The organism is Olleya sp. AS48, from assembly GCF_038900355.1.
Lineage (GTDB): Bacteria > Bacteroidota > Bacteroidia > Flavobacteriales > Flavobacteriaceae > Olleya.
The window spans coordinates 294,264-309,098 of record NZ_JBBMRD010000001.1 but is presented as its reverse complement, the minus strand read 5'-3'; the positions used below and the strand labels follow the sequence as shown (position 1 = coordinate 309,098).

The following is a 14,835-nucleotide window of genomic DNA, read 5'->3' as shown; positions in this document are numbered from 1 at the left end:
TAGTTAAAATTCGCCAAAGAGTAAATAAAAGCGTTAAACAACAATTGTTTTTTAACATATATTAAATCAAAAAAATTACTAAAAAATAAATTTTACAATTTACTTATCACTTCTAACACTCTATCGTGCTGATTATCATCATAATTTAAATGCGTTACCAATCTTAACTTATTGCTTCCCATTCCAATTATCTTAATATTTTTGTCAGAAAGTGCTTCCAAAAATATTTTTTCTGAATATTTATCATTAAGCTCAAAAATTACAATGTTTGTTTCAACAGGTTCTACCTTTTTAACAAATGAAGATTTGGTTAATGCAACTTCTAATTCAATTGCTTTTTTATGGTCTTCAGCTAATCTATTAATATTATTTTCTAGAGCATATAATCCTGCTGCTGCTAAAAAACCACCTTGTCTCATTCCACCACCTAAAATTTTTCTAATTCTAATTGCATTGCTCATTATAGTTTCATCTCCAACTAAAACAGATCCTATTGGACACCCTAAACCTTTACTTAAACAAACCGAAATAGTATCAAATGCTTCTCCATATTGTAAAGTCGTTTCGTTTTTAGCAACTAAGGCATTCCAAAGCCTTGCTCCATCAAGATGAAAACCTAAATTATGATTCTTACAGACTTGTTTGATTTTTAATATTTCATTAAAATCCCAACAGGCTCCTCCTCCTTTATTTGTGGTGTTTTCAATTTCGACTAAAGTTGTTAACGGACTATGGTAAAAATCGGGAGGATTAATGGCTTCAATCACTTGTTTTGCAGTAAACATACCTTGTGTACCATCTAACAAATTACAAGATACACCACTATTAAAAGAGGCTCCTCCACCTTCATAATTATAAATATGTGCATACTTATCGCAAATAACTTGGTCGCCTGGATTAGTATGTAATTTAATGGCTGTTTGATTAGCCATAGTACCACTAGGAAAAAATAAGGCATGAGACTTGCCAAATAACTTAGCAATTTTATCCTCAAGAGCATTTATGGTTTCATCTTCCTTATATACGTCATCTCCTACTTGTGCAGACAACATTGCTTCCAACATTTCTGGACTAGGTTTAGTTACTGTATCGCTTCTTAAATCTATAGTCATATTAAATATTTTATTACAGTATAAAACTATTAAAAATTGTTGGCAAATATTTTTAAATGTTAGTAATAATTCTATTTTTGTTGTAAACCAAAATTAATATATGATCACTTTAGAGAATATAAAAGATCTTAATACTCGCCTGACATCGTTAAGGCAATATCTTTGACATTGATGCTAAGCTAATTGCGCTTCAAAATGAAGAAGAGCAAACTTTTGATCCCAGTTTTTGGAACGATTCTAAAAGTGCAGAATTGGTAATGAAATCCATCCGAGAAAAGAAAAAGTGGATCAATGATTACAACCAATCAAAAGTTTTAATTGAAGATTTAGAAGTTATTTTTGAATTTTTTAAAGAAAACGAAGCTACATTGGCAGATGTAGAAGATCGATATACCAAAGCACTAACTTTAATTGAAGATTTAGAATTTAGAAACATGTTATCTGAAGAAGGTGACAGTCTAAGTGCTGTATTACAAATTACAGCTGGAGCTGGAGGAACAGAAAGTTGCGATTGGGCTAATATGTTAATGCGTATGTATTTAATGTATGCCGAAAAAAATGGTTTTAAAGTAAAAGAACTAAATTTTCAAGAAGGTGATGTTGCTGGAATAAAAACAGTTACCCTTGAGATTGAAGGAGACCATGCTTTTGGATGGTTAAAAGGTGAAAATGGAGTGCACAGATTGGTGCGCATATCTCCTTTTGATAGTAATGCAAAACGACATACTAGTTTTGCTTCAGTTTATGTATATCCTTTAGTTGATGATACTATTGAAATTGAAATAAATCCAGCAGATATAGAAATTACAACTGCAAGATCAAGTGGTGCAGGTGGACAAAACGTTAATAAGGTTGAAACCAAAGTACAATTAACGCACAAACCCTCTGGCATACAAATTTCTTGCTCAGAGACTAGATCACAACACGATAATAGGTCTAGAGCTATGCAAATGCTAAAATCGCAATTGTATGAAATTGAATTACAAAAACAATTAGCACAACGCGAAGATATTGAAGCTGGTAAAATGAAAATTGAATGGGGAAGTCAAATCCGTAATTACGTGTTACATCCTTACAAATTAATAAAAGATGTTAGAAGTGGTCACGAAACAGGTAATGTTGACGCTGTTTTAGATGGTAACATCGAGCCCTTTTTAAAAGCCTATTTAATGATGATGGGACAACAAGAAGTAGATAACGAAAACCTTTAAAAATGATTAAAATTTATCATAATCCAAGATGTAGTAAATCTAGACAAGGATTACAATTATTAGAAGATTCTAATAAAAAATTTGAAGTTATTAAGTACCTAGAAACCCCTTTAACAGAAAAAGAATTAAAGGAAATCTTATCACTTCTAAAAATAAAACCAATAGATTTAGTGAGAAAAAACGAAGCTATTTGGAAAGAAAACTACAAAAACAAAACCTTAACAGATGCCCAAGTAATAGAGGCTTTAATTAATAACCCTAAATTAATTGAAAGACCAATCGTTACTAATAACGACAAAGCCGTTATAGGTCGACCAACAGAGTTAATCTCTAGCATTTTATAGTATATAATTATTAATAGCAACCAAAATTTCCCTTAAACAAATGATAGTAATATATCACAATCCTGAGTCTTCAGACTCAAACGCTTGCTTAAAAATACTTGAAACACATAAACACGATCACGAGGTCATAAAATATCAAGATAAGCCATTAGATAAAATTAAACTTGTTAAAATAATTAACATACTTAACATTAAACCTGAAGAGCTTATTAGAAAAGAAAGTAAAATTTGGGTAGAAAACTTTAAACATTTAGAAGATGATGGTCACCTGTTTAATGATGACAGCTTGATAGATATAATGATTGAGTATCAAGACCTTATTGAAAGACCAATAGTCATAAATGGCGAAAAAGCTGTAATAGGCAAACCTGCAAAACGTATTTTTGATATCATTCCGCAGCAAAAAGCAACGCTATAATTACTCGTTTTTTATTTAACAAACCTTTAACCAAACCTACTTAAACCTATCGGTATTTTTGCGGTCATACTAAGAAAACCAAACTTATGACTAAAAAAATTATTTCATTTTGCGTATTAATTTTATGCCTGAATCTTGCGTTGGCACAAAATAATGATCAAAAAATGGTAACCATTAAAGGAAAAATACTTGAAAAAGATACCAATGCACCTTTAGAGTATGCCACTGTAGTATTTAAAAACACAACTAATCCTGCAGATCTTTCTGGAGGTATTACTGATGCTTCTGGTAATTATTCAATCGAAATTAAATCAGGAACCTACAATGTTAGTTTTGAGTATATTGGTTTTAAAACCGAAATTTTACCAAACAAATCCATAACAGATAATCAAACCTTTAAAACGCAATACTTATCTATTGATGCTGAAGCTTTAGATGAAATTGAAATTATTGCTGAAAAGACAACAGTTGAAATTAGACTGGATAAAAAAATATACAACGTAGGAAAAGATTTAACTGTACGTGGTGGAACTGTAAGTGATGTTTTAGACAACGTACCATCAGTATCTGTTGATGTTGAAGGTAATGTTGCTTTACGCGGAAATGATAACGTACGTATCCTTATTAACGGTAAGCCATCAGGATTAGTTGGATTAAATTCTACCGATGCATTAAGACAATTACCAGCTGAATCTATTGAAAAAGTTGAAGTTATTACTTCGCCTTCTGCTAGATATGAATCCGAAGGAACAGCAGGTATACTTAATATCATATTAAAAAGAAGTAAGTTAGAAGGATTAAATGGTGCCATCACAACTAATGTTGGTTACAATCCTTCAGCAGGAATTAATGGAAACATAAATTACAGAACTGGAGATATTAATATCTTTAATACTACTGGTTACAGCTATAGAGAAGCTCCAGGAAACTCGTTTACATCAACACAATACAAATCAACTGGAAATTTTTTAGACGAAACAAATACTTTTGATCGTATTAGAAAAGGACTTACTACTAATTTTGGTGTAGAATGGTATGTAAACGATTCTGCTTCATTAACAACATCTGTTTTGTACAGAGATAGTGATGATGAAAACAGCACGACCAACCTATTAGAACAATTTGACACAAACCGAAACTTGCTGTCTACAACCGTTAGATTAGATCCAGAGTTTGAAGAAGACAAAACAATACAATACGCTTTAAATTTTCAAAAAAATTATAGCGATAGTGGACACGTTTTAACTTTTGATTTTCAATATGAAGATAGCTCAGAAAACGAAAACTCATTAGTACAAGTAGATAACGTAATATCAGAACGTGTTGCAACTTTAGAAGATCAACAACAAATTTTACTGCAAACAGATTACGTTTTACCTATTGGTGAAAATAGCCAATTTGAAGCAGGTTATAGAGGTAATTTTAACACCACATCTACAGACTTTCAAGTAGAGTTATTAGATACAGATACTAATCAATTTGAATTAAGTACAGATCTTACTAACCTTTTAAACTTTAAAGAATATCTTAATGCTGTATACACACAATATGGTACTAAAATTAATAAATTTTCATTTTTATTAGGTCTTCGTTTAGAAAATACACAGTTAACTATTGATCAACCTACAACAGGAGATTACAACAAAAGAAACTTTACAGGATTATTCCCTACCGTTAATCTTAATTACGAGTTTAGTGATAGAGAAAATTTAACTTTAGGTTACGCAAGACGTTTAAGACGTCCTCGTGGATTTTTCTTAAATCCTTTTCCTTCTAGATCAAGTGTAACTAATTATTTTCAAGGTAATCCTGGTTTAAACCCAAGTTACTCTGGTCAATTTGACTTAGGTTACTTAAAACGTTTTGGAAAATTTACATTTAACTCGTCATTATATTATGCACACGCTACAGATGTATTTAATTTTGTAAGTTTTGATACAGGAGATTCTGCTATAGTAAATGGAGAGTCGTTACCAATCATACAACGTACACCTATTAATTTAGCAACAGAAGACAGGTATGGTTTTGAGTTTACACTAACTTACAACCCATCTAGAAATTGGAGAGTTAATGGTAACTTTAACTTTTTTCAAAACGACACAAAAGGAACAACTCCAAACGGATTATCTTTAGACAACACAAACAACAGCTGGTTTGCACGTATTAATAATAAATATACATTACCAGGAGAAATTGATTGGCAAACTAATTTAAATTATAGAGGTCCAAGTGAAGATGCCCAAACTAAATCTGAAGGTATATTTACAACAACTATGGCTTTTAGTAAAGATTTATTTGGAGATAGCGCTTCAATAGCCTTTAACGTTAATGATTTATTTAATAGTAGAAAACGTCAACAAAACACTACTACTCCAACTTTTGATGCTTACAGCGAGTACCAATGGAGAGAGCGTAGTTTTAACTTAGCCTTTACATACAGATTTAACCAGAAGAAAAAACGTGTAGAACGTGGAAGCTATGGTGGAGACGATGATTTTGAAGGATAGTATATAGTACTTTTACAGAAAAAAAAATGTTGCTAATAATTATTAGCAACATTTTTTTTTGATTGAGTAATTAGTCTCTAAAATAGATTGTAAAAACAAAAAAGGGAAACTCGTTAGAATTTCCCTTTTTTTATATAATTGATTAAAATTAAGCGTTACGCTTAGCTTTTTTCTCTTCTTTAATCTCGTTTAAACGCTCTATTAAACTTCCTCCAATCCAATAAGGAACTACAAAAGTTATTAAAAATATCATTAACCAAAACCCTATGGTTAAGATAGTTAAAAATGCTAAAAAGCCTAAATATTGGTCAAATTCGAACATAATGTGTTTAATTTCTAGTTTATTATTACTGCAAAGATAAAGTAAACTTGTTTTTTATACAATACAAAGTCAAAAATTATTAACATAGTTGTTAATAACCTTTTAAATTATCCTTTGTTACATCAGATATTAGTCATTTTTACTTAGCGTATGCACCTGATGAGTAAGTTAATTCGTAACTGTGTGTGTACACTTCAAACACAATACCAAATGGATCTTCAACGTAGCACATTTTAAATGGTTTGTCTTCTGGATAATAGGCTCTAATTGGCATTCTTTGTTTTCCTCCATACGCCACAATTTTTTCAACTAGCGCTTCAATATTTGGGTCCTGAACGCAAAAGTGAAATAAACCAGTATTAAAAGGACTAAATTCTGGAGCTTCCTTTACACCATTTGGAAAAGAAAATAATTCTATTCCTATTCCATCAGACGTAGCTAAATGTGCAATTTCAAAAGTAGACCAATCATCTCCAAAAACATCTATACACATCTGCCCTATTGCTGTTTCCTTTTCTTTTTTAACAATAGACGGTTCCATAATTACATACCATCCCATAACTTCAGAATAAAATTTAACAGCTTCCTTAATATCAGGAACCGTTATGCCTACATGAGAAAATGATTTTGGATAATTTTTTATTGTTTTCATATTTTATATTTTTTTTCAAAATTACTATATATTTGCCTTGCAGGCAATAACTTACCTAAAAGTAATATAGTCACCCAAACGAGTAAATTATTGATTATTAGAAACATATAACTAATATTTAGATTATAATAATGAAATGTCCTTTAAATTATACCATGGGTTTGATTGGTACTAAATGGAAACCCTTAATATTGTTTCACTTATTAGATGGTGGTTTACGTTCTGGAATGTTACAACGTAAAATTGAAGGCATCTCTAACAAAATGTTTACTCAAACGGTTAGAGAGTTGGAAAAAGATGGCTTAATAATACGTACCGTTTTTCCTGTTGTTCCTCCTAAAGTAGAGTATAAACTTAGTAAACGCGGACAATCTTTAGAGTCTATTTTAAAAAGTATGGATACTTGGGGTTTAGAAGATTGTAAACACGTCGTGTAACTAAAATTAATCAATAAAAAAACTAGCAATATTGGTCTTTTTTCTACTTTAATTCACCAAAGTTATTTTTATTAAAATTTTATAAACAGAGGATATTAAACTCTACAATTTTCGTAATTTCGTAATCTTAAAATTAATCAATCTTTATAATGGAATATAGAATAGAAAAAGATACCATGGGCGAAGTTAAAGTACCTGCAGATAAGCTTTGGGGTGCACAAACAGAACGTTCTAGAAATAATTTTAAAATTGGTAACGTAGCCTCTATGCCTTTAGAAGTGGTATATGGTTTTGCGTATCTTAAAAAAGCTGCTGCTTATACCAACTGCGAACTTGGCGTTTTACCAATTGAAAAAAGAGATCTTATAGCTAAAGTTTGTGATGAGATTTTAAATGGTCAACATGATGATCAATTTCCTTTAGTAATATGGCAAACTGGTTCTGGAACGCAATCTAACATGAATGTTAATGAGGTGATTGCAAATAGAGCACACCAAATTGCAGGAAAAACTGTTGGAGAAGGCGAAAAAACTATCCAACCTAATGATGATGTAAATAAATCGCAATCATCAAATGATACGTTTCCAACAGGAATGCATATTGCTGCTTATACTAAGATTGTAAAAACAACAATTCCAGGTGTAAAACAATTGCGTGATACTTTAAAAAAGAAATCAGAAACTTTTAAAAACGTTGTAAAGATAGGTCGTACCCATTTAATGGATGCAACACCTTTAACTTTAGGTCAAGAATTTTCTGGTTATGTCTCTCAATTAGACCATGGATTAAAAGCTTTAGAAAACACATTGCCTCATTTAAGCGAAATAGCTTTAGGTGGTACTGCTGTTGGAACAGGTTTAAATACACCTAAAGGGTATTCTAAACGTGTAGCAGAATATATAGCAGAATTTACTGGACAACCATTTATAACTGCTCCTAATAAGTTTGAAGCATTAGCAGCACATGATGCAATTGTAGAAAGTCATGGTGCTTTAAAGCAATTAGCTGTATCATTAAACAAAATTGCAAATGATATACGTATGATGGCTTCGGGACCAAGATCCGGAATTGGCGAAATTATTATTCCAGCAAATGAACCAGGAAGTTCTATCATGCCAGGAAAAGTAAATCCAACACAATGCGAAGCGTTAACAATGGTCTGTGCACAAGTAATGGGTAACGATGTTGCTATTACTGTTGGTGGTACACAAGGACATTACGAATTGAATGTATTTAAACCAATGATGGCTGCAAATATTTTACAATCTGCGCAATTAATTGGTGATGCTTGTGTTAGTTTTGATGTAAACTGTGCAGCAGGAATAGAGCCTAACCATGAAGTTATTAAAGAATTACTAAACAACTCATTAATGTTAGTAACTGCTTTAAATACTAAAATTGGATATTATAAAGCTGCTGAAATTGCTAATACAGCGCATAAAAACGGAACAACTTTAAAAGTAGAAGCTGTTAACTTAGGCTATGTAACTGCTGAAGATTATGACGAGTGGGTTAAACCAGAAGACATGGTTGGTGCTTTAAAATAGTACATTACAATATATCTTAAATTAAAAAACCGATAAGCTTACTTATCGGTTTTTTGTTAGTTAGTTATTAATTATAAATAGGGATGGTTTTAAATAACCATTACAAGTTTATAACTAATTAAATTTCTATTCATTAACATATGTTAATAAATACTATAGTTTTGATCTAATCCTACTTAATTGCACTGGAGTGATACTTAAAAATTTTGCAATTTGATATTGAGGTATTAAATTATCTATATTTGGTATAACTTTTCTTAATTTTAAATAACGCTGCTTCGCATTCATTGTTAGTAGCTCAATATGTTTAGCATCATTCTGACACAATAATTGTTCTAAAAACTTAGCATGAAAGCCAAGTACCTCTGCATTAGTTTCACAAAGAGCTTTATACTTAAAGTAGTCAACCTCGTAAATTTCGCAGTCGGTTAAAGACTCATAAATACACTCAGAAGGCGTTTGATTTATTAACGCACGAAATGACGCTAAAATAATTCTAGGTACAAAAATTGATTTTGTTACCTCTTTCCCATTTTCTAATCTAACATAGGAGCGCATAACCCCTTTATTTATCATATATATTTTATTAGGAACGTCTCCTATATTTACTAAAACAGTTCCTGATTTAACTTGCTTAATTTGAGCAATTTCATAAACCAAATTAAAAGACGCTTCGGATATTGGATAAAATGATGTTATATAAGATTTAATTTCATTGTAATACATTGGCTTTTCAGCTACCATAATAATTATTTACACACAGGTTAAATGTATCATTTTAAATGATGGAGCCTATAAGTTTTCGATGTAGCGCATTTATATTAATATAATAAGTAATGTAAAAAGAATTATTCAGTACTATGCATTTTATCTATATTTGAACTTAAATTATTGCCCAATTATGACCATACTTATTACAAATATCAAGGAATTACTTCAAGTAAGAGATGAAACTATTTTAAAAGTTTCTGGTTTACAAATGAAGGAATTACCAACTATAAAAAACGCTTACTTATTAATTGATAATGACACAATCGTAGATTATGGAGAGATGTCTGTCGTTACAGGTATAAATGCGGACCAAATTATTGATGCGTCAGGTAAATTGGTATTACCTACTTGGTGTGACTCGCATACACATATTGTGTACGCTGGCGACAGATCTCAAGAGTTTGTAGACCGTATTAATGGTTTAAGTTATGAAGATATAGCTAATCGTGGAGGTGGTATTTTAAATAGCGCTAAAACACTGCAGGAAACTAGTGAAGATGACCTGTATAACCAATCTGTTGCACGACTTAAAGCTGTTATGAGTTTGGGTACAGGTGCAATCGAAATAAAATCAGGTTATGGTCTAACTCCTGAAGCAGAATTTAAAATGCTACGTGTTATAAAAAGACTTAAAAAAGATTTTCCAATAAAAGTTAAAGCTACCTTTTTAGGTGCTCATGCATTACCATTAGCGTTTAAAAATAATAAACAAGGTTATTTAGATCAGATAATTAATGACATGTTACCTCAAATTGCTAAAGAAAATTTAGCCCAATATATTGATGTATTTTGCGAAAAGGGATATTTTGATTTAGACGATACAGCACAAATACTTAAGGCAGGACAAGACTATAATTTAATTCCTAAAATACACGTTAATCAATTTAATGCTTTTGGAGGTATTGCTTTAGCTGTAAAACACAATGCCATAAGTGTTGATCATTTAGAAGAATTAAATAACGAAGACATTAATGCTTTAAAAGACAGTAATACAATGCCAGTTGCGTTACCTTCTTGCTCTTACTTTTTAAGTATACCATACACACCAGGAAGACAATTAATTGATGCTGGACTACCTTTAGCTTTAGCAACAGATTATAATCCTGGCTCAACACCTTCTGGAAATATGAATTTTGTTGTAAGTACTGCATGTATAAAAATGAGGTTAACACCTGAAGAAGCCATTAATGCTGCAACACTAAATGGTGCTTATGCAATGGGAATATCAAATCAATATGGTAGTATTACCAAAGGAAAAAAAGCTAATGTAATAATTACTAAACCTATATCTAGCTATAATTATTTACCCTATGCTTTTGGTGATAACCATATAGAAACAGTAATAATTAATGGTGAAATAATCTAGCAAAACATAAGTGCCTTATGTTTTAAATATAAAAAAACCTGAACGCATTTGCCTTCAGGTTTTTTGTTATGGAATAAACAATTAATATTAGTTCAAGCTATTATCTAAGTGTAAACTCAGAGCTTGAAACCAATTCGTTTGAGTTAAAAACGTTTACTTGGTAACGTCCTTTTTCAAAATCATCATCTGTACTATTTACTATAAATTCACAGATATCTAGATTTCCATTTTCGTAATTAAACTTACTTATAATACTATAATTAAGTGTTTGTTCACCAAACTTAATTTGTTGATTTACACCTAATATATTGTTTTTAGGATCTATAACTTGTACATACAATTCTTTATCTCCTGACTGTACTAATTTATTTTTAGCAACTGTGTAGCATACTCTAATTTTATCGCTTCTTCCTGCTCTTTCTGTTGGAATAAGTTTACCATTATTACGTTCAATAACTCCAAATCCCTTTAAGTTTGCTGTTGTTAAAACTGCAGCATTTTCTACTACTTCTGCAAGCGCTGTATTTTGTACAACTAGAGAATCATTAAACATTCTACTTTCTTCATATCTAACATTAGTACTATCTAAAGTAGTCGCTAAATGCATATTTTCTACTTTTAATCTATCGTTTTCAGATAATAAAACATCCATTTCATCTTGTAATGCTAAATACTTCTTTTTGTATTTCCATAAACTACTAACGTTGTTTTCAGATACTTTTAACGAGTCTATTAAACTTTGAATACGCTCTCTAGCTTCTACTAAATTTTGATTAGTCACTTGACTTTCGCTTAAAGCGACATCATATTTAGCAACCATTGTATTTAAGTCGTTTAAAACGTCATTTTTTTCTTGTGTTAATTGCTGCTCAGTTTGTTGCTTGTCTTTATACAAAGTCGATGTATAAATTCCGGTTCCGATAAATAAAGCTAAGGCTATACCTAATGCAACCTTCAAACCTGTACTTGCTGTTTTATTTGCCATAATTATTTGTTTTTAAATTGTAATCGTTAATTTTCTAGTTATTCTTTAATAATAAAAACGTAATTTTAATTTTTCAAAACTACATAAAAAGTAAATGGATAAATTAGTTTTATTTGATAACTCAATTATAAATAATCTACTAAATACTCGTCTTGGCGAAACTAAATTTGGAGAACATACTAACACGTTAACCAGCGTTTCAAATATATACGATTCTCTTAAACCTTTGGACGTCAAGTACGTTATTTTTGGTATACCAGAAGCTATTGGTGTTTTTGCAAATCTAGGTAGATCAGGCACTTCAACCGCTTGGGATGCTACAATTAAAGTTTTGTTAAATATCCAAAGTAATGCTTTTACTAATGCCAAAAATGTTTTGGTCCTAGGCCATTTAGACTTTACCGAAGAGCAAAAACAGCTTTCTAAATTAAATCAAGATGATCCTAAGCATATCTCTAAAGCCAGAAAATTAGTGGCTCAAATGGATACACATGTTGTAGATTTAGTGTCCAATATTGTAAAAGCAGGTAAAATACCCATCGCAATTGGTGGTGGACACAATAATGCTTATGGAATGATAAAAGGTACAAGCCTAGCTTTAAAACAACCCATAAATAGTATTAATTTTGATGCACATACAGATTTTAGAGCATTAGAAGGAAGACATAGTGGTAATGGTTTTAGTTACGCTTACGCTGAAGGTTTTTTAAAACGCTATTTTGCATTTGGGTTACACGAAAATTACACATCGTCACAAGTATTTACTCAATTTAAAGACAATAAACATTTAGATTTTAATACTTATGAAGCGCTAGCTGTCAGACAAAATTCAAAATTTAAAAAAGAATTACGACGTGCCAAAAAACATGTAAATACAACCCATTTTGGAATTGAAATAGATTGCGATGCAATTATAAACACTCCTAGTAGTGCGCAAACATCTAGTGGCTTTTCAGCAGAAAAAACAAGACAATTTTTACATTATTTTGCAGCACTTGACAATGTTAAATATTTACATATCTGTGAAGCTGTAGCTAAAAATAAAAAGGCCACACAAGTTGGTAAACTAATTAGCTATTTAATTACAGATTTTATACGCTCAAACTCTAATAAAAATGACTAAATTACAAATAGAATACATTAGACTAGCATTAGCCTTACTAGTCTTTGTTTTTATAATTACACTACTTTTTTTACATATTAATCAAGTTAATTTAAATTGGTTTACAACATTATCAAGTGTTATGACCTTACCTGCTTTAGGATTAAGTATTGCAATTCCTATTTGGATGATTGTTGATTTATTTAGAAAAAAAGTAGCAGACAAGTCAATATTTAACCTGACCTTTTTTATATCTGTAATTTCAATTTTATTGTTATTATTTGCAATTTATATTTTAAAATAAAAATGAAACCTACTATTAACATTATCCCTTTTGATAAAAAATACGCCAAGGATTTTTACGTACTAAACAGAGAATGGTTAGAACAATATTTTTATGTTGAACCTTTTGACGAAGAGGTTTTAAGCAAACCTGACCAATACATCATTGATAAAGGTGGTTATATATTTTTTGCCAAATTTGAAGATCAAATTGTTGGTACCTATGCCTTCATGCCCTTAAAAAATGAAGCTGGTTATGAATTAACAAAAATGGCTGTATCACCAAGTTTAAGAGGTCATAAAATTGGTCAACAATTACTAGAGCATTGTATTAATTTTGCTAAAGCCAAAAACTTTGAAAGACTTCTACTCTACTCTAATCGTAAATTAGAAAATGCTATATATTTATATCATAAGTTTGGTTTTAAAGAAGTCGTGTTAGAAAAAAATACACCATATAAACGTGCTAATATAAAAATGGAATTTGACCTAAAGGAATAAAAAAAGCACTAAAAAATTTAGTGCTTTTAATTTATAAGATATTAAGTAACCGTTTACTTTTTAATAAACTTTAAAGTATTACCATCTTCTAATTTAAATAGGTATAAGTCAATAGATAAATTTTGAATATCTATACTTTCATTTTTTTCAACTTTACCCTTTAACACTTGTTGTCCTAAACTATTATAAACAGTATAATTTAAAGCTTTTTCCATGTTAGACACTTTAATAAAGTTGCTAGAAGGATTAGGATATAATTGTAACGATTTGCTTAAAACAAACCCATCTGCAGATAAAGTCGGTAAGTTATATTTAGAAATTTTATTTGCATCAAATTCAGCTATATAAACTTCGCTAGTGTTAGCTGCTAAACCAATCGGAGTTTGTACTCCAGACACTAAATCTTCCTTAGTTGGTACTGCTGCTAAAATATCAACTTTTGAAACTTTATTTGCAGTATACTCTGCTACATATAACGTGTTTCCGTTTATAGTTAAATCGATAGGAGAATTAAAGCCTGTAATAAAATCTGTACCAGTTGTTGCACCTGATGCGACATCAAGTGTAGACACTTTATTACCTGAAAACTCAGCGATGTACAGTATATCATTTTTAAAAAAGATTCCGTAAGGTGCATTAAATGCGTTAGCAACTAAAACAGCGGTTGGCACTGCATCTGTTAGGTTTATTTTAAAGATTGAATTACTACCTGTTTCTGCGTAATAAAGTTCGTCTCCTTTAATAGCTAATCCTGTTGGATTATTTAAACCAGAAATTATTGTTGACATTGTTGCTGTTGGTGCAGAAATATCAATTCTAGATATTTTATTACCAAAATGTTCTGCCACATAAATATAGTTACCTGTTGCAACAATACCCATTGGTCTATTTAATCCTGTAATAACATTTGATTTGGTCGTTGGTAATGGAGCAGTAATATCTAATTTAGAGATAATACCACTATTAAACTCTGATATGTACAAGTCGTTACCAGACAATGATAACCTATAAGGGTTAGTTGTACCAGTTGTCACAACAGTTGTTTGAGCATTGATTGTAAAGATACCAAACACTAAAAATAATAAATTGTAAATTTGTTTCATAAGCGAATTTTTAAGCCTTAAAAATTAATTTTCGGCAAAATTTAGGAAAGGGGTTTTTAATTAGATTTTGATAAAAATTGAAATAATAGCTACATTATAGCAGTTGCAAAAATATATCTAAAAAGGTTAAAAAAAGTTCCATTTATACCAATTTAATTACCATTGGTCGTTTTTT

Annotated in this window: 16 protein-coding genes; 10 read left to right on the top strand and 6 right to left on the bottom strand. The window is 30.5% G+C overall.

What is annotated here, in order from left to right:
- Positions 1-92: 92 nt before the first annotated feature.
- Positions 93-1,112, bottom strand: coding sequence for a GntG family PLP-dependent aldolase (locus WNY60_RS01450; RefSeq protein ID WP_342861263.1), 1,020 nt, complete (start codon positions 1,110-1,112; stop codon positions 93-95).
- A gap of 100 nt (positions 1,113-1,212) precedes the next feature.
- Between WNY60_RS01450 and prfB the strand changes: the two genes are divergently transcribed.
- From prfB to WNY60_RS01430, 4 genes are all read left to right on the top strand, one after another.
- Positions 1,213-2,323 (top strand): peptide chain release factor 2 gene (gene prfB / locus WNY60_RS01445; RefSeq protein WP_145001816.1). Its coding sequence is split into 2 segments (ribosomal slippage): positions 1,213-1,275 and positions 1,277-2,323, totalling 1,110 coding nucleotides; the frame shifts between segments, so codons are not numbered across the junction.
- Between the two features lie 2 nt (positions 2,324-2,325).
- Positions 2,326-2,667, top strand: a complete 342-nt coding sequence (gene arsC, locus WNY60_RS01440) for an arsenate reductase (glutaredoxin) (protein ID WP_145001817.1) — start codon at positions 2,326-2,328, stop codon at positions 2,665-2,667.
- Positions 2,668-2,707: 40 nt separating this feature from the next.
- Complete coding sequence (locus tag WNY60_RS01435) at positions 2,708-3,085, top strand: ArsC/Spx/MgsR family protein (protein WP_145001818.1); 378 nt, start codon at positions 2,708-2,710, stop codon at positions 3,083-3,085.
- 86 nt (positions 3,086-3,171) lie between these two features.
- On the top strand, positions 3,172-5,592 hold the full coding sequence (locus WNY60_RS01430; protein ID WP_342861262.1) for an outer membrane beta-barrel family protein: 2,421 nt from the start codon (positions 3,172-3,174) through the stop codon (positions 5,590-5,592).
- Positions 5,593-5,740: 148 nt separating this feature from the next.
- On the opposite strand, the gene WNY60_RS01425 is transcribed toward WNY60_RS01430, so the two are convergent.
- Together WNY60_RS01425 and WNY60_RS01420 are read right to left on the bottom strand one after the other, a co-directional pair.
- Positions 5,741-5,914, bottom strand: coding sequence for a hypothetical protein (locus WNY60_RS01425; RefSeq protein ID WP_162874834.1), 174 nt, complete (start codon positions 5,912-5,914; stop codon positions 5,741-5,743).
- Positions 5,915-6,053: 139 nt separating this feature from the next.
- Positions 6,054-6,566 carry a VOC family protein gene (locus WNY60_RS01420; protein ID WP_342861261.1) on the bottom strand — a complete coding sequence of 171 codons (513 nt, stop codon included), beginning with the start codon at positions 6,564-6,566 and terminating at the stop codon, positions 6,054-6,056.
- Between the two features lie 131 nt (positions 6,567-6,697).
- Between WNY60_RS01420 and WNY60_RS01415 the strand changes: the two genes are divergently transcribed.
- Positions 6,698-7,003 (top strand): helix-turn-helix domain-containing protein, encoded by a 306-nt coding sequence (locus WNY60_RS01415; protein WP_145001821.1) that lies wholly within the window; start codon positions 6,698-6,700, stop codon positions 7,001-7,003.
- 149 nt (positions 7,004-7,152) lie between these two features.
- Positions 7,153-8,550 (top strand): class II fumarate hydratase, encoded by a 1,398-nt coding sequence (gene fumC / locus WNY60_RS01410; protein ID WP_292944982.1) that lies wholly within the window; start codon positions 7,153-7,155, stop codon positions 8,548-8,550.
- 153 nt (positions 8,551-8,703) lie between these two features.
- On the opposite strand, the gene WNY60_RS01405 is transcribed toward fumC, so the two are convergent.
- Positions 8,704-9,294: a Crp/Fnr family transcriptional regulator gene (locus WNY60_RS01405; RefSeq protein WP_342861259.1), complete on the bottom strand. Its 591-nt coding sequence runs from the start codon at positions 9,292-9,294 to the stop codon at positions 8,704-8,706.
- A 157-nt stretch (positions 9,295-9,451) separates the two neighbouring features.
- Here WNY60_RS01405 and hutI point away from each other — a divergent pair, with 157 nt between their 5' ends.
- Entirely contained in the window at positions 9,452-10,687 is a 1,236-nt protein-coding gene (gene hutI, locus WNY60_RS01400; protein WP_145001824.1) for an imidazolonepropionase, read from the top strand.
- A gap of 100 nt (positions 10,688-10,787) precedes the next feature.
- On the opposite strand, the gene WNY60_RS01395 is transcribed toward hutI, so the two are convergent.
- The gene (locus WNY60_RS01395) at positions 10,788-11,672 is read right to left on the bottom strand and encodes a chromosome partitioning protein ParA (protein WP_145001825.1); all 885 of its coding nucleotides are present in this window, start codon (positions 11,670-11,672) and stop codon (positions 10,788-10,790) included.
- 94 nt (positions 11,673-11,766) lie between these two features.
- On the opposite strand from WNY60_RS01395, the gene WNY60_RS01390 reads away from it, so the two are divergent.
- The 3 genes from WNY60_RS01390 to WNY60_RS01380 are packed head-to-tail and all read left to right on the top strand — an operon-like array spanning position 11,767 to position 13,557.
- Positions 11,767-12,795: a formimidoylglutamase gene (locus tag WNY60_RS01390; RefSeq protein WP_342861258.1), complete on the top strand. Its 1,029-nt coding sequence runs from the start codon at positions 11,767-11,769 to the stop codon at positions 12,793-12,795.
- Positions 12,788-13,078, top strand: a complete 291-nt coding sequence (locus WNY60_RS01385) for a hypothetical protein (protein ID WP_145001827.1) — start codon at positions 12,788-12,790, stop codon at positions 13,076-13,078. The genes WNY60_RS01390 and WNY60_RS01385 overlap by 8 nt, the downstream gene beginning before the upstream one ends.
- Before the next feature lie 2 nt (positions 13,079-13,080).
- Positions 13,081-13,557, top strand: a complete 477-nt coding sequence (locus tag WNY60_RS01380) for a GNAT family N-acetyltransferase (RefSeq protein WP_342861257.1) — start codon at positions 13,081-13,083, stop codon at positions 13,555-13,557.
- A 53-nt stretch (positions 13,558-13,610) separates the two neighbouring features.
- Here the strand turns inward: WNY60_RS01380 and WNY60_RS01375 are convergent, their stop codons facing one another.
- Entirely contained in the window at positions 13,611-14,660 is a 1,050-nt protein-coding gene (locus tag WNY60_RS01375) for a T9SS type A sorting domain-containing protein (protein ID WP_342861255.1), read from the bottom strand.
- Positions 14,661-14,835 lie beyond the last annotated feature (175 nt).

Excerpts from the sequence above, each read along its gene's own strand:
- WNY60_RS01425 (WP_162874834.1), bottom strand. The coding sequence starts at position 5,914 with ATGTTCGAATTTGACCAATATTTAGGCTTTTTAGCATTTTTAACTATC.
- WNY60_RS01395 (WP_145001825.1), bottom strand. The coding sequence starts at position 11,672 with ATGGCAAATAAAACAGCAAGTACAGGTTTGAAGGTTGCATTAGGTATA.
- arsC (WP_145001817.1), top strand. The coding sequence starts at position 2,326 with ATGATTAAAATTTATCATAATCCAAGATGTAGTAAATCTAGACAAGGA.
- WNY60_RS01390 (WP_342861258.1), top strand. The coding sequence starts at position 11,767 with ATGGATAAATTAGTTTTATTTGATAACTCAATTATAAATAATCTACTA.
- WNY60_RS01430 (WP_342861262.1), top strand. The coding sequence starts at position 3,172 with ATGACTAAAAAAATTATTTCATTTTGCGTATTAATTTTATGCCTGAAT.
- WNY60_RS01405 (WP_342861259.1), bottom strand. The coding sequence starts at position 9,294 with ATGGTAGCTGAAAAGCCAATGTATTACAATGAAATTAAATCTTATATA.
- WNY60_RS01435 (WP_145001818.1), top strand. The coding sequence starts at position 2,708 with ATGATAGTAATATATCACAATCCTGAGTCTTCAGACTCAAACGCTTGC.
- WNY60_RS01415 (WP_145001821.1), top strand. The coding sequence starts at position 6,698 with ATGAAATGTCCTTTAAATTATACCATGGGTTTGATTGGTACTAAATGG.
- WNY60_RS01380 (WP_342861257.1), top strand. The coding sequence starts at position 13,081 with ATGAAACCTACTATTAACATTATCCCTTTTGATAAAAAATACGCCAAG.
- WNY60_RS01420 (WP_342861261.1), bottom strand. The coding sequence starts at position 6,566 with ATGAAAACAATAAAAAATTATCCAAAATCATTTTCTCATGTAGGCATA.
- hutI (WP_145001824.1), top strand. The coding sequence starts at position 9,452 with ATGACCATACTTATTACAAATATCAAGGAATTACTTCAAGTAAGAGAT.
- fumC (WP_292944982.1), top strand. The coding sequence starts at position 7,153 with ATGGAATATAGAATAGAAAAAGATACCATGGGCGAAGTTAAAGTACCT.
- WNY60_RS01450 (WP_342861263.1), bottom strand. The coding sequence starts at position 1,112 with ATGACTATAGATTTAAGAAGCGATACAGTAACTAAACCTAGTCCAGAA.
- WNY60_RS01385 (WP_145001827.1), top strand. The coding sequence starts at position 12,788 with ATGACTAAATTACAAATAGAATACATTAGACTAGCATTAGCCTTACTA.
- WNY60_RS01375 (WP_342861255.1), bottom strand. The coding sequence starts at position 14,660 with ATGAAACAAATTTACAATTTATTATTTTTAGTGTTTGGTATCTTTACA.